Source organism: Synechococcus sp. A15-60 (genome assembly GCF_014280095.1).
GTDB lineage: Bacteria > Cyanobacteriota > Cyanobacteriia > PCC-6307 > Cyanobiaceae > Synechococcus_C.
On record NZ_CP047933.1, the window covers coordinates 560,052 to 572,822 of the forward strand.

12 protein-coding genes are annotated in these 12,771 nt (G+C 61.0%); 3 read left to right on the forward strand and 9 right to left on the reverse strand.

The genetic code is table 11. From position 1 onward, the window contains the following. Positions 1-196: 196 nt before the first annotated feature. Entirely contained in the window at positions 197-1,294 is a 1,098-nt protein-coding gene (locus tag SynA1560_RS02865) for a trypsin-like peptidase domain-containing protein (RefSeq protein ID WP_186501561.1), read from the forward strand. Positions 1,295-1,592: 298 nt separating this feature from the next. Here SynA1560_RS02865 and SynA1560_RS02870 read toward each other — a convergent pair whose 3' ends face one another. Continuing rightward, positions 1,593-3,317, reverse strand: a complete 1,725-nt coding sequence (locus tag SynA1560_RS02870; protein WP_186501112.1) for an ABC-F family ATP-binding cassette domain-containing protein — start codon at positions 3,315-3,317, stop codon at positions 1,593-1,595. A gap of 53 nt (positions 3,318-3,370) precedes the next feature. On the opposite strand from SynA1560_RS02870, the gene SynA1560_RS13660 reads away from it, so the two are divergent. Then, the gene (locus SynA1560_RS13660) at positions 3,371-3,580 is read left to right on the forward strand and encodes a hypothetical protein (RefSeq protein WP_370523177.1); all 210 of its coding nucleotides are present in this window, start codon (positions 3,371-3,373) and stop codon (positions 3,578-3,580) included. Here the strand turns inward: SynA1560_RS13660 and SynA1560_RS02875 are convergent. Together SynA1560_RS02875 and SynA1560_RS02880 are read right to left on the reverse strand one after the other, a co-directional pair. After that, a complete protein-coding gene (locus tag SynA1560_RS02875) occupies positions 3,558-3,785 on the reverse strand; it encodes a hypothetical protein (protein WP_186470177.1) in 228 nt (75 codons plus the stop codon). The two genes, SynA1560_RS13660 and SynA1560_RS02875, sit on opposite strands and share 23 nt — an antisense overlap. A 116-nt stretch (positions 3,786-3,901) precedes the next feature. After that, positions 3,902-4,216 (reverse strand): hypothetical protein, encoded by a 315-nt coding sequence (locus SynA1560_RS02880; protein ID WP_186470178.1) that lies wholly within the window; start codon positions 4,214-4,216, stop codon positions 3,902-3,904. Positions 4,217-4,358: 142 nt separating this feature from the next. Between SynA1560_RS02880 and SynA1560_RS02885 the strand changes: the two genes are divergently transcribed. Next, a complete protein-coding gene (locus tag SynA1560_RS02885; protein WP_186470179.1) occupies positions 4,359-4,658 on the forward strand; it encodes a hypothetical protein in 300 nt (99 codons plus the stop codon). 73 nt (positions 4,659-4,731) lie between these two features. On the opposite strand, the gene SynA1560_RS02890 is transcribed toward SynA1560_RS02885, so the two are convergent. From SynA1560_RS02890 to SynA1560_RS02915, 6 genes are read right to left on the reverse strand one after another with little or no spacing between them, the layout of a single operon-like run. Further along, positions 4,732-5,886 carry an anhydro-N-acetylmuramic acid kinase gene (locus SynA1560_RS02890; protein ID WP_186501113.1) on the reverse strand — a complete coding sequence of 385 codons (1,155 nt, stop codon included), beginning with the start codon at positions 5,884-5,886 and terminating at the stop codon, positions 4,732-4,734. Between the two features lie 8 nt (positions 5,887-5,894). Beyond that, positions 5,895-6,599, reverse strand: a complete 705-nt coding sequence (locus SynA1560_RS02895) for a TrkA family potassium uptake protein (RefSeq protein WP_186501114.1) — start codon at positions 6,597-6,599, stop codon at positions 5,895-5,897. Positions 6,600-6,623: 24 nt separating this feature from the next. After that, the gene (locus SynA1560_RS02900; RefSeq protein ID WP_186501115.1) at positions 6,624-8,027 is read right to left on the reverse strand and encodes a TrkH family potassium uptake protein; all 1,404 of its coding nucleotides are present in this window, start codon (positions 8,025-8,027) and stop codon (positions 6,624-6,626) included. 5 nt (positions 8,028-8,032) lie between these two features. Beyond that, on the reverse strand, positions 8,033-9,877 hold the full coding sequence (locus tag SynA1560_RS02905; RefSeq protein WP_186470183.1) for an SLC13 family permease: 1,845 nt from the start codon (positions 9,875-9,877) through the stop codon (positions 8,033-8,035). Then, positions 9,870-11,540, reverse strand: a complete 1,671-nt coding sequence (gene hflX / locus SynA1560_RS02910) for a GTPase HflX (protein ID WP_186501116.1) — start codon at positions 11,538-11,540, stop codon at positions 9,870-9,872. Before hflX ends, SynA1560_RS02905 begins: the two co-directional genes overlap by 8 nt. Further along, positions 11,537-12,709 (reverse strand): NAD(P)/FAD-dependent oxidoreductase, encoded by a 1,173-nt coding sequence (locus SynA1560_RS02915; protein WP_186501117.1) that lies wholly within the window; start codon positions 12,707-12,709, stop codon positions 11,537-11,539. The genes hflX and SynA1560_RS02915 overlap by 4 nt, the downstream gene beginning before the upstream one ends. Between the last annotated feature and the right edge of the window lie 62 nt (positions 12,710-12,771).

Sequence of the window (12,771 nt, forward strand, 5' to 3'; positions counted from 1 at the left end):
GCTGCCTCAGGAGGGGGCAGCGGTTGCATCTGGTCATGGAAAGGTGGGCAATTCACCCTGTGCTGATCAGCAACATCTGCTTACGGTCTGATCCAGGAAGCACGTCGTTGCCCTCGCCATGGTTGTGACATCCCGTCAACTGCCTCAGATCTCCGGTTCAACGTGGTGGCGTTGCCGCACTGTCTTGCCCTTGGTGATGGGACTCACGCTGCTTGCTCCAGATGTGATCGCCTTGCCAGGGCGCAACGTTTTGGCGGCGCCGAGTGAATCTGTGGAACGCATGCCACGTTCCTTCGTGGCCGAAGCCGTCGCCCGCAGCGGTCCCGCTGTGGTCACCTTGGAAACCTCGCGAACGGTGCGCACTGCGGGTGTGTCGGGGCTGCCCCAGGGAATGTTGAAAGATCCGTTTTTTCGGCGGTTTTTCGGACTGCAAGTTCCTCAGGCCTCTCGTTCACGGGTGGAGCGTGGACAAGGCAGTGGTGTGATTTTCGACCGTCAGGGTCTGGTACTAACGAACGCTCATGTGGTGGAAAACACCGATCAGCTGATGGTGGGGCTTCCGGATGGACGCCGCGTGCCTGGTCAGGTGGTGGGGCAGGACTCGGTCACGGATCTGGCAGTCGTCCGGATCAATGGGCAGGGTGTCTGGCCAACCGCCCCTCTGGGAGATTCCGACCGGCTGCGGGTTGGTGACTGGGCCATCGCTGTCGGCAACCCCTTCGGTTTGGAAAACACCGTGACACTCGGGATTGTCAGCAACCTCAATAGAAATGTGTCCCAGCTTGGAATTCAAGGAAAGCGTCTGGATTTGATTCAGACCGATGCAGCGATTAATCCCGGCAATTCAGGCGGCCCGCTTCTCAATGCGTCCGGTGAAGTGGTGGGGATCAACACCCTGGTGCGCTCAGGGCCCGGCGCAGGTCTGGGATTCGCCATTCCGATTAATCGAGCCCGCACTATTGCGATGCAACTGGTCAATCAGGGACGGGCCAGTCACCCCATGGTCGGGATCGGACTTTCAACGGTTCCTGCCCCAACACCCGGTGAGGCAGTCCCTCCAGGTGCTGTGGTGCGTTCGGTCATGCCCCGTGGGCCGGGAGCCTTGGCTGGGCTTCAAGTGGACGATGTGATCGTGGCAGTGGGCGGCGAGCCGGTGCGAACTCCCGCTGACGTGGTGACCGCCATTGATCGCAGTGGCGTGGGGCAGCCCTTGGTCATCGACGTCAGACGTCAGGGACAGAGTTTGCCTTTGACAGTGATCCCCCTGGAAATGCGTGCTCTGCAAGTGCGTTGATCAGGCATTAATTGTCTTCGGATTCACGCAGCTGTTCCACACAGCGTGTGATGCACTCCCCATCATCGAGGGAGCATGTCGTGATGCACTCAAAATAGGTTTCGACGGCATCCCATGTCTGCTCATGGTCTGCGTCGCTTGGCTGAGGCTGGCTGCTGACGTTGATTCTTCCTATGGATGTCATGTTCGGCTCCCTCAGTGATGTCAGCTTATGCAGACGTTCTGGAGCGGTAAAGACAAATAAGTCTTCCTGCCTAAATGTTCGTGAAGATTCGTTTTGGCGGGTCTTGCACTCGTCTCAGGCCGCATTCTTGCGACGTGCTTCCCGTTCTTTTTGCTTTTCGCGCTTGGCCTTGCGCTTAACCTCCTGTTCGACCGCGAGTCGTGCTTCTTCTGCAGCGGCGCGCTCTTCGGCTTTTTTTTCGAGGTAGTAGGCGTAATCACCCCTGTACAGCACCAGTTCCCCGTCTCGCAACTCGACAATGCGATTGGCGACCCGTGAGATGAAGTAGCGGTCATGGGACACCAGAAGAGCCGCTCCCTCGTAGGAGCAAAGGGCATCCTCCAGCATTTGCTTGGCCGGAATGTCGAGGTGGTTGGTGGGCTCATCCAGCACGAGGAGATTGCAGGGACTGACCAGCATCAGTGCCAGAGCAAGACGAGCTTTTTCCCCTCCACTGAGCTTGCCGACCTCTTTGAAGACCGTGTCATTGCTGAAGCAGAAACTTCCCAGCAGTGAGCGCACCTGGGTTTGCGTCCAGTCCGGGACGGCCTCAAACATGGTGTCGATCACGGTTTTGCTCAGATCCAGGGCTTCGGCCTGGTTCTGTTCGAAATAACGCGCGATGACGTTGTGCTCGCCGAGGCGTGCTGAGCCTTCGTCGGCAGTCTCGCTGCCCATCACCAGTCGCAGCAAAGTGGACTTGCCAGCGCCATTGGGGCCAACAAAGGCAATCCGATCGCCCCGCTCCACCTCCAGTTCAGCACCGAGAAAGAGGATCTTGTCTCCGTAGCTGTGGGTCAAGTTTTCGATCACAGCCACCTGTGCCCCGGAACGAGGCGCAGGTGGGAAGCGAAAGCTCGGACCGCCAACGCTTTCAATCGGCGCGTCGACCAGCTCCACTTTTTCCAGCTGTTTCTCCCGACTTTTGGCCTGGGTGCTGCGAGTGGCGCTGGCACGGAAACGATCGATGTAAGCCTGCTGTGTGGCGATCTCCTTCTGCTGTCGTTCATAGGCCGCCTTTGTCGCTTCCTGTTCCTGTTGTTTCTGCTCCAGATGAGCCGTGTAATTGCCGAGATAACTCCGGGAGATCCCGCGCTCGGTCGACACGATCTGGTTGCAGACGCGGTCCAAGAAGGTGCGGTCATGGCTAATCACGACCAGGGCAGCGGTTTGCTCCTGTAGGTAGTTTTCCAGCCACTGGATGGTTTCCACATCGAGGTGGTTGGTGGGTTCGTCGAGCAGCAGGAGATCCGGATCTTGGAGCAGGATCTTGCCAAGCGCGATGCGCATCTGCCAGCCACCTGAGTAGTCCCTCACCTGCAGTTCAGCGCCTTCGGGAGTGAAGCCGATGGTGGGCAGAAGCTTGTCGATCCGGGCATCCAGTTCATAGCCATGCAACCCCTCAAAGCGGGTCTGCAGGCGTCCCAGCTCGTGAATTAGCTCATCGAGATGATCCGGGTCCTCCGCTGCTTTCTCTGAGGCCATCGCATCTTCCACCTTGCGCTGACGATTGAGCACCGTCGCGGCTTCGCCGAAGGCCTGGAAGAGTTCTTCGCGCACTGTGCGGTCAGGATCCACGTCGAACTCCTGCTGCAAGAAGGCGATCCTTGGCTCACCCTGGCGAACCACCTTGCCGCTGGTGGGTTCCTCATGGCCTGCAATGAGACGCAGTTGCGTGGATTTGCCGGCACCGTTGACACCGACCAGGCCGATGCGATCTCCAGGTTTGATCTCCCAGGTGACATCCCGTAGCACTTCGCCGGTGGGATAGATCTTGCTGACGTTCTCGAGTCGCAGCACCGAAGAGGACGCGGACGACCTCCATCATCTCGTGCGGGGGTAAGGGCAGACTGGTGGAACTCAGGGATGCAGGGCTGATGCGAAGGCTGGAGCAGGTCGCTGCGCTGGTGGTGGCTGCGGGGCTGGCCCTGGTCAGTTACTGGCTTTTCTTCAGCTGGGCGGATGGGGGCGGCAGTCGCGAGAGACAGCGTGGGCCCGAGCCAGCTCCTCAGTCGAACGCGCTTCCGTTGAAGCCTCTGCTCACAAACCGCCCCGAGCTTTGATCAGCCACTGCTTGCTGAGGTCGTCATCCAGGCTGCTGATGAAGGCCTTGACGTCATCGGTGCTGACGGGAAGCTCAAGCTCATCGCCAACTTGGCAAATTGTTTCGATGGCGCCAGATGGGTTCTGCAGGGCCTGTCGGAACAAGGCGCGGGTTAGGTCTCGGTCTTGTTCGATTCTTTCGTAAAGCGCAGCTGCGTTGCTCATGGCGCCGAACCAACTCACTGAAATTTGTTCATCTCAAACCTATCCATGCCATTTGGAGCTGCCTACTCACCGCACCATGAATTGATCGAGACCGCTTGGATGAGGGCGCCTCGACTTCAGGCGGCTTGATCAAGGTCGGATTCCTTCAGACCGCAGGCGGAGGCATCTTCCATGCTCCGGGCGTCCATGCAGAGCACCTTGCGCAATTGGGCGTAGTTAGCGGCCTGGGAGGTGCGCCCTTCCTGCACTGCGCCGTACTCAGCGCGTTGGAGCACATGGTGCAGGTGCGTGAGCAGATAGGAGCTGATCACCGCTGACACCAGCACGTCACTCGTCTCGGCGGCCCGGCGGCTGCGTCGTGAACCGGAGGATCGACGGGCGCGAGGAGCAGGCTTGCGGGTCGTGGTGGCCTGGCTGGTTGTACGGGGCATGGCAGTCCTGGCGGTGGGTTGAGGCAGAGGTCCTTGGAGCGGAAAGCCGGGCGTCAGGGGTCCGATCAGTGCCAGCATCATAGTGCTGGATACTATCCTTGCGCATCTCTGTACACTTTCAAGTATCTCTGCCTCACCGTTCGTGGCCACCCGCCAAACGTCATCCAGCGGGAAGCCGAAGTCGCCACGGATTCAGGTGGTGCTTCCTGAAGATCTCTGCACCCGATTGACGGCGCTTGCCGAGCAGGAATCACGCACTGTCAGCAACATGGCCAAAGTGCTGATCCAGCAGGGTGTGCAACGTCTTGAACAGGGGGTTGTCTCTGCGGCACCGACGCCGCCTCCCTCGTCGACCGAACGTCTTCGCTCTGCTTTGGAGGCTCAGCAGCCCCGGCGTCTGCGCGGTGCGCCTCGGCGTTTGAGGCTGCACCGTCCAACCTGACTTTCAACGTTCACACTCTGACCCAGGATTTTCAGTTCGCTCTTGGGTTAGGCGATTGGTGCAGGTGGTTGGTTCAGGGAGGATCAGCGCATAAACCCAATACACAGGTGCGCTCTGCGCCTGTCACCGCCGGGGCGTTGCCTGGATGACGGCATGCGTGCCACCAGGCGAGCAATGCAAACACCAATGCTTCTCTGGATTGACTTGGGAGGTTGAGGTCGTCGCTGAGGCGCACCCTGAGGCCTCGGCAGCGCGTGTTCAGCTGGCGCATCAACGTGGGGTTTCGGCTGCCGCCCCCGGCTACCACCATCTCCACAGGCAGCGATCGCCCACGTGTTCTGAGGTGAAGAAGATCCTGCGCGACAACTGCTGCCGTGAAGCTGGTGAGGGTGGCGATTTGGTCTTCTGCCGAGCAGTGGCTGAGGTCATGCAGCCGCCGGGTCAAATCGTCCTGACCGAACAGTTCTCTCCCAGTGGATTTGGGTGGGGACAGTTGGAAATACGCTTCTTGGAGCCAGCGCTCGATCACCCCTTCTTCGGCGTGTCCCTGAGCGGCAATGGCTCCCTCGCGATCGAATTGATCCCGCCCGTCACTGAACCGGCTCATGGCCAGATCAATGAGGCTGTTGGCAGGGCCGCAGTCCCATCCAAGAACGGGCTGCCGTCGTTCAGGTCCCCGACGGGGTGGGATCAGGGTGAGATTGGCAATCCCTCCCAGATTCAGCAGAGCTCTCCATCCATCGATTCGGCCCATCAACGCCGCATCGGCCATCGGAACCAGCGGTGCACCTTGGCCTCCAAGCGCTAGGTCTGCCGCCCTGAAGTCATGAACCACGGGGCGGTGGAGCATGGCCGCCAGGAGAGGCCCCTGCAGCATTTGCCAGCTGCTTCCGCGGCGCGGAACGCCCCCAGCACCCTTGCCGGGAGGGCGATGCCAGATTGTCTGGCCATGGCAGCCCACGAGCTCAGCGGACTGCTCGGGATCACAGGCTTTAGCGGTCTGCGCTTGCAGCTCCGTAATCGCTTCGGAGAGTTCCAGCAGAACTCCAGCCTGGGTGGGCTCCCCCTGGGCCACGGCCAGCAGCCGTGCGCGCAGCTCGCGCGGGTAAGCGCAGGATGCTTCGCTGACCAGTCGCCAACGCGGTGCCTCCGGCCGACCCTGGAAATCGGCGAGAACAGCATCGACACCATCAGCACTGGTGCCGCTCATCAGCCCGAGCACGCGCATCAATTGGCTCAGATTTTTGGCAGGTTCTGGAGGTCTTCCGTGAGCCCCATCACCACCAGCACATGCCCTTCCATGAGCACATAGGAAGCCGGGGGGTTGACCATCAGTTCTCCGGCGGGCCCAGCGGCCAGCACATTCACTCGATAGTTCTTGCGCAGGTTCAGATCGCGCAGTGACTGGCCCCTGAAGCGTTCTGGCACCTTGATCTCCTCGATGGAGTTGTGGTCATCCAGTTCGAGCCGCTCGATCAAGTTGGGGCGAACAAGTTCCAGTCCTAGGCGCTCTCCCTGCATGCGGGAAGGAAACACCACGCGGTCGGCACCGACACGCTTCAGCATCTTTTCGTGCAGATCGCTCGTCGCCCTGGCAATCACCCGTCGCACCCGCGTGCCTGCACTGTCCTTGGCGATCAGTGTGGCTGTAATGCTGGCTTCGATCGGTTCACTGATCGCGACTACCACCGTATCCATGTCGAGGATTCCAGCCTCCCGCAAGGACTCCTCCTCTGTGCAGTCCAGCACTCTGGCCTCAATGGATGGCTCCAGCTGCCGCAGCTCCTCGATCGCCTTTGATGAACGGTCCACAGCCAGGACGTCGGCACCGTTCTGCATCAGCTGACGGCAGACCGCACTGCCAAAGCGTCCAACGCCGACGACGCCAAAGCTGCGGACTTCGTCGTCACTTGGCGGCGACCAGTTCCACCACTCCCTCATCGGTTCAGTCGCAATGGAGCGTGGTTAAACATAGAGATCCTCTCGTGGATAACCGATTCGATTCTGGCGTTGCAGTTGATTGCGATCGAAGCTCTCCCAGATGGCACTCAACAGCAGCAGGATTCCAAGTCGACCCACGAACATGCCCACCACCAGGATCAGCTGGCCGAAGCGCCCCAGCTGTTCGGTGACCCCCAAGTCAAGTCCAACAGTCGCGAAGGCAGAGATGCAGGTGAATAGCAGCTCCAGGAAGGTCAGAGGTTCTTCAACGTTCTGATTGGTGCTCAGGGCGAGAAGCATCGCCATCACCAGCACAAACATCAGCGACGCCATGGTGATGCTCACGGCCCGCAGCACCACTTTGTCGGAGATCTGGCGATGACGAATGACCACGTCGTCCTGACCGCGCAGGGTGGAGCGGGTGGCGGCCATCAGTGCTGCCACCGTGGTGGTCTTGATGCCACCGCCGGTGCCTCCAGGGCTGGCACCGATGAACATCAGCGTCATCAGCAGAAGCAGGCCTGAATCCGAGACGCTCTGGACCGACAGAGGCAGGGTGGTGAACCCCGCCGTGCGTGCACTCACCGACGCGAACAGGGCGCTCATCATCCGTTCACCCCAGCCCATCGTCGTCATCACGTGCCCCTTGGACAGTGATTCGGTCAGCAACAGGCCGAGGGTGCCTACCAGAACCAGCAGGATTGAGGTTCGCAGCACCAATCGGGTATGCAAGCTGAGGTTTTTGCGCTTCAGGCGTTGACGGTTGCTCCACAAATCGCTGGTCACTCGCCAGCCCAGGCCTCCCAGCACAATCAGAACCACGATCACGCCGTTGACCACCCGGTTGGTCCGGTAGGACACGAGGCTGTCGCTCCAAAGTCCGAACCCTGCGTTGTTGTAAGCCGAGATGCTGTGAAAAATGGATGCCCACAGCCGCTCTCCGCCGGCGGGAATGTCTGAGAAGCCGAAGTTGTAGAGGAGCGCAGCTCCGATGATGATCAGCACCGCTGCTGTGAGTGCAATGCTCCGGAAGGTGCCGCCCACGCCGCCCACACCGAATTCGTCAAGGGTCTGACCGCGGTCAAGACGTCGGCGGAGCGAGGCACCGCGCACCACGAAGCCTTGAAGGAAGGTCGTGATGGCCATCAGGCCGAGCCCTCCGACCAGGATCATCAGCGCCAGAACGGCCTGTCCGAAGGTGGTCAGATCTTTGCCGACATCGATCACGGTCAGACCGGTCACCGTGACGGCCGATGTGGCGGTGAACAGTGCTTCCCATAAGCCCACGCTCTGGCTGGAACAGAGGGGACTGGCCAGCAGCAAGCTGCCGAGGCTGATCACGAGCAGACCCGTCACCACCGTGAATTGAGGCACTGTCAGCCGTCGATACCATGCCTGTGTGCGATGAATGGCCTTTGGAAGAGGCATGGGCGTCAGAGGCCTCCTGCCTGGGCGAGGATCAGCCCCGGGACAAGCAGGGTCATCAACACGGTGAGTCCAGCCCCATAGCGCGCCACATCGAAGAAGCGATACCTTCCTGGACCGAACACCATCAGGTTGGTTTGGTAGCCCATTGGGGTGAGGAAGGATTGGCTGGCCCCGAAGAGAACCGTGAGCAGTAGGGCCTGGGGAGGCAGGTTCAAGGAGGGAGCGAGTTGCGTGGCCACAGGCACCAGCAGCGCTACCGAGGCCGCATTGCTCATCACGCTGGTGACCAGGTTGGTGGCCAGGAAGATCACCAGCAAGGCCCAGTAAGCCGGCCAGTTCAGCACCAAACGCTCCATGTCGGTCGCCAGAGCATTGGCCAAACCGCTGGACTGCAGCGCCACGCTGAAGCTGGACAGGGAACCCAGCAGCAGGATCACATCGAGACGGATCGATCGTTGGACTTCTCCGGTGCGCAAACAGCCCACCAGCACCAGCAGCACCACAGACAACAGCACCGAGGCCACCAGGGGGATGTTGGTGACTGTGGGAACCAGCAGCATCAGCGCCGTGATGGTGATCGCTTGAGGTTTGCGCCGGATCGTTGGCAAGTCGTTCTCAAGCTGATCGAGAACGAGCAGGTCGTTGCTGGCCTGAAGCCCGCGGATGGCATCTTGTGGAGCCTGCAAGAGCAAGACGTCGCCTTCGCGCAAGATTGCTTGACCGAGGCGCTCTTGAACCGTTTGCTGGCCGCGGCGCAGGGCCAAGACCGTGGCATTGTGCCGTTGACGGAACCGCAATTCGCGCAAACTTGCTCCGGCCAGCGTTGATCCTGCAGGAAGCAGCACCTCCACTGTCTTCTGCCCCTCCTCTTCTTCACCGAAAAATGACGACTCCGCGCCGCCCATGGACGGTTCTGACGCCGGAGGACGGTTGGTGGAGGCGAGTTGAACGGTGTGCTCGTGCTGCAGTCTCAGCAGATCTGCACGGGTGACCCGCAGCAGCAGGCGATCTCCTGCCTCAATGCCGCGATCAGCAAGAGGAGGAAGGATGCGTTCTCCTCCCCGCTGCAGTTCCAGCACATCAACATCAAATCGACGCTGCAGGCGGCTGTGCCTGAGGGTCTGACCCACCAGGCTTGATGTCGACGGAATCGTGACTTCCGTGAAATATCCAGTGAGTGCCTGGCTGGTGTTCAGTTGATCTTCAGGGCCTCGGCGATCGGGCAGCAGCGCTCGGGGCGCCAGCAGCATGTAGGTGGCGCCGGCCAGCCACACCGGGATGCCGATGGAGGTGAAGCTGAACAGATCCAGCGCTCCGTAGCCCAGCTGCTGGCTGACATCACTGGCCAGCAAATTCACGGAACTGCCCAGGAGTGTGAGAGTTCCTCCCAATAATGTGGCGAAGGAGAGGGGGAGCAAAACCCGTGATGGGGCGATCCCTCGCTTTTGACACCAGGTCTCCAGCACCGGCAACAGGCTGGCCACGATGGGAGTGTTCGGTACCACACCGGAGATCGGTGCCACCACAAGCGTGAGCAGACCGACCATCCTGCGGGAGCTGCGGATCCGCTCCGATGCGATCAGTTCCCGCAAACGATCCAGTGCGCCGCTGCGAAACAGAGCCGCTGAAACGGCAAACAGACCCATCAGCGTGATCAGAGCTGGACTTCCGAAGCCGCTCAGAGCTTGCAGGGGGGTCAGCACACCTCCGATCATCAGCAGCGAGACGCTCAGAAGCCCAACCAGTTCGGGTGCGATCGCACCGCTGATGAACAGCACCACCGCCAAGAGCAGCACCCCTAGGGTGATCAGGGCATCTCCGTTCTGCAGAGCAGCACTGAGCTCAACCATGGGGTGGCGTGCCTGCCGGCTCCCAGAACGTCTGTTCGAGCCATGTTCGCAGACCCTTCAAGCCTGTTCCTTGTGTGGCGGAGAGATAGAGCGTCTCTGGCTCCAGTGCATGGATCTGCTCGAGCGCACCTGCATCGCAGCGGTCGATCTGATTGGCCAGGACTTGTCGCGGTTGTGAGCAACCCAGGTCATCCAGAATTGTATGCACGGCCTGCAGCTGCCCTTGCCAATCAGGATCTCCCAGGTCAACCACCAGCAGAAGCTGGTCGGCATCACGTGTTTCCTCCAGGGTGGCCATAAAGGCCTGGGTGAGGGGGGCAGGCAGTTCCCGAATGAAGCCGACGGTGTCGGTAATCAGCACTTCTCTGGGCGCGGCGCCAACCCTTGGAAGACAAAGTCGACGCGTGGTGGGATCAAGGGTCGCGAACAGAATGTTTTCAGCCTGCACAGCTCCGCCCTGGCCTCGGTCACAGAGCGCATTGAGTAAGGATGATTTCCCCGCATTCGTGTAACCCACCAGCGCAACGCGTGGCAGTTCGCGGCGTCGCTCCCGCAGCCGGGCGCGATGGGCTCCGAGTTGGCGAAGTTCGCGTCCCAGGTGCTCAATTCGGCGGCTGATCGCTCGACGGTCTTTTTCGAGCTGCGTCTCGCCCGGTCCGCGGGTGCCGATGCCTCCGCCCTGGCGGGAGAGGCTCAGTCCACGCCCTGTCAGCCGAGGCAGTCGATAGCGCAGCTGGGCCAGCTCCACCTGAAGCCGGCCCGCAGCGCTCGAAGCCCGTTGAGCAAAGATGTCGAGAATCAACTCACTCCGATCGGTGACCGGGCTGTCCAGCAGCCGTTCCAGATTGCGGGCCTGAACGGGCGTGAGCTCCCTGTCGGTGATCACCAGCGTGGCGCCTTGCTTGCGGATCTCCAGCGCTGCTTCTTGCAGTTTTCCGCGTCCCCAGAGCGTCTGTGGATTGATCTGTCCTTCACGCTGGCGACACACGGCCACGGTGCGTGCACCAGCACTGCGAGTGAGACCTTCAAGTTCCGCCAGCTCGCGCTCGTTGCAAGCGGGGTCCGCTCCTGTGAGGGTCAGCAGCAGCACCCGCTCGGGCTCCACCATGGAGGCATTGGTCATTGCCTCGTGGTCTGGCGCGACAGGTGGGAGCTCAGGAGCGTCCTGGCAGAGGGTCGATAGATCGCCTCGATCGCAGCATTGCCATCCTCCAGAGGTGGCTGGATCAGGCCGCCATCGCGCACCAAGACGGGTGCCGGCCGGCGAGAGCAAGGCCTGATAACGCAACCAGTCAACCGGCTCCACATCCAGGGCAATCACGGCGTCTCGGCCTTCGGGGTTGAGATCTGGGGATCGCCGGCCCAGCATCACGCTGATCAGTCTCCAGCGTGTGGATCGCCGCCTGCCCCCACTGGGGAGATGGTGTTCCAGTCGATCCGACTCGCCCAGTGGGCCTATCCACAGCAGACGGCAGACCCCCCGGTCGTCCAGAAGCAGGTGCAGTGGTGTCTCCAGCTCAAGCGCGAGTTCGGCGAGCCGCTCCAGGGCCAGCAGATCCGCACCGCTGATGTTGGGATGACGGCGGTGACTGAGGCGCTCCAGTTGTTTGAGTTGTGACGGACGCAAACCTCGCGTGCGTCCGGCCAGGTGGGTCTGCTTCAAGGGCTAACGAGCCAGGCGCCTGCGGATTTGAGCCCAAGCGACAACCCAGGCAGACGCGTGAGATAGGTGAGCCTGCGCAATTTGAAGGCGAGAGGTCCTGCAAGGGTGATGCCAAGAGCGGTGAGTGAGGCGTCGCCGATGCCCAGACTCAGCATTTCTCCCAGATCCCGAAAGATAAACGGACCTGGATCACTTCCCTTCAGATGAGATTGCAGGCACTTGGCGGCAAATTGCCCCTGCTGGATGGCGGCCTGCGCTGAGAGAGGCCAGTTGGATGCCTCGTCATCTGAGCTGTGCGTGACGATGTCGCCCAGGGCCATCACCTCAGGGTGGCCCTCGAGACGCAATGCCGACGTAACGGGTAAGCGACCGCCCTGCAGCGTCACGGCAGGGGTGAGATCCGGAATCTTGGGGCGACTGCCGGCGGTCCAGATCAAGCCGTCATGGGCCAGCGTGAGAGCCCCCTCCGCCCCGTTCAGATTCACAGAGGTTGGAGTGACGGCGTCAACGCGTGTGTTTAAGCGGACCGTGATGCCTCTTTTCTGCAGGGCTTGCTGCGCCTGCTCTCGGTTGAAGGCTCGCGACCTGGAAAGGATCCGTTCACCCAGTTCCACCAGCTGAATCGCTGCGGCACCATCGAGCATGTCGAACAACTTGCAGGCCAGTTCAACGCCAGTGGCACCGGCCCCTGCGATCACCAAGGTGCTGCTGCCAGAAGGCCGCCGCCGCACCTGCTGCAGGCACTGTTGCAGGGGAGCGAGATCCGACAGGGTGTGAAAGCGCAGCGCGTGGTCGCGCACGCCTGGGATGCCGAAATCCGTCGGTTGTGCGCCGGTAGCGATCACCAGCTGGCTGTAGGTCATGGTCTGCGCTGAAGCTGTTTTCAGCGTTCGCGCCTTCAGATCGACGGATTGAACGTGATCCTGCACATGACTGATGCCACGACCTTGCAGCAAGGATGCGTAGGTGGGCGCCACCTCCCAGCCCTTCAGTTCACCACTCAGCAGCTCATACAGAAGGGGAACAAAGACGAAACGCTCCCTTGGTTCGATTAAGACAATCGGTGGCCGGGGATGCACATGACGGAAGGCCAGTGCCGTGGTCAATCCGGCGAAGCCACCACCGATCACCACTATCGGCGCAAGTTGATCGCTGGCAGCGGTTGACAAGACAGTCCTGGAACCCTTTTGTGAACCATAGGCAGTGCGGTGGTCCCCCCGGCATTGGAGGA

Excerpts from the sequence above, each read along its gene's own strand:
- SynA1560_RS02865 (WP_186501561.1), top strand. The coding sequence starts at position 197 with ATGGGACTCACGCTGCTTGCTCCAGATGTGATCGCCTTGCCAGGGCGC.
- SynA1560_RS02875 (WP_186470177.1), bottom strand. The coding sequence starts at position 3,785 with ATGAGCAACGCAGCTGCGCTTTACGAAAGAATCGAACAAGACCGAGAC.
- SynA1560_RS02880 (WP_186470178.1), bottom strand. The coding sequence starts at position 4,216 with ATGCCCCGTACAACCAGCCAGGCCACCACGACCCGCAAGCCTGCTCCT.
- SynA1560_RS02890 (WP_186501113.1), bottom strand. The coding sequence starts at position 5,886 with ATGCGCGTGCTCGGGCTGATGAGCGGCACCAGTGCTGATGGTGTCGAT.
- SynA1560_RS02895 (WP_186501114.1), bottom strand. The coding sequence starts at position 6,599 with ATGAGGGAGTGGTGGAACTGGTCGCCGCCAAGTGACGACGAAGTCCGC.
- SynA1560_RS02900 (WP_186501115.1), bottom strand. The coding sequence starts at position 8,027 with ATGCCTCTTCCAAAGGCCATTCATCGCACACAGGCATGGTATCGACGG.
- SynA1560_RS02905 (WP_186470183.1), bottom strand. The coding sequence starts at position 9,877 with ATGGTTGAGCTCAGTGCTGCTCTGCAGAACGGAGATGCCCTGATCACC.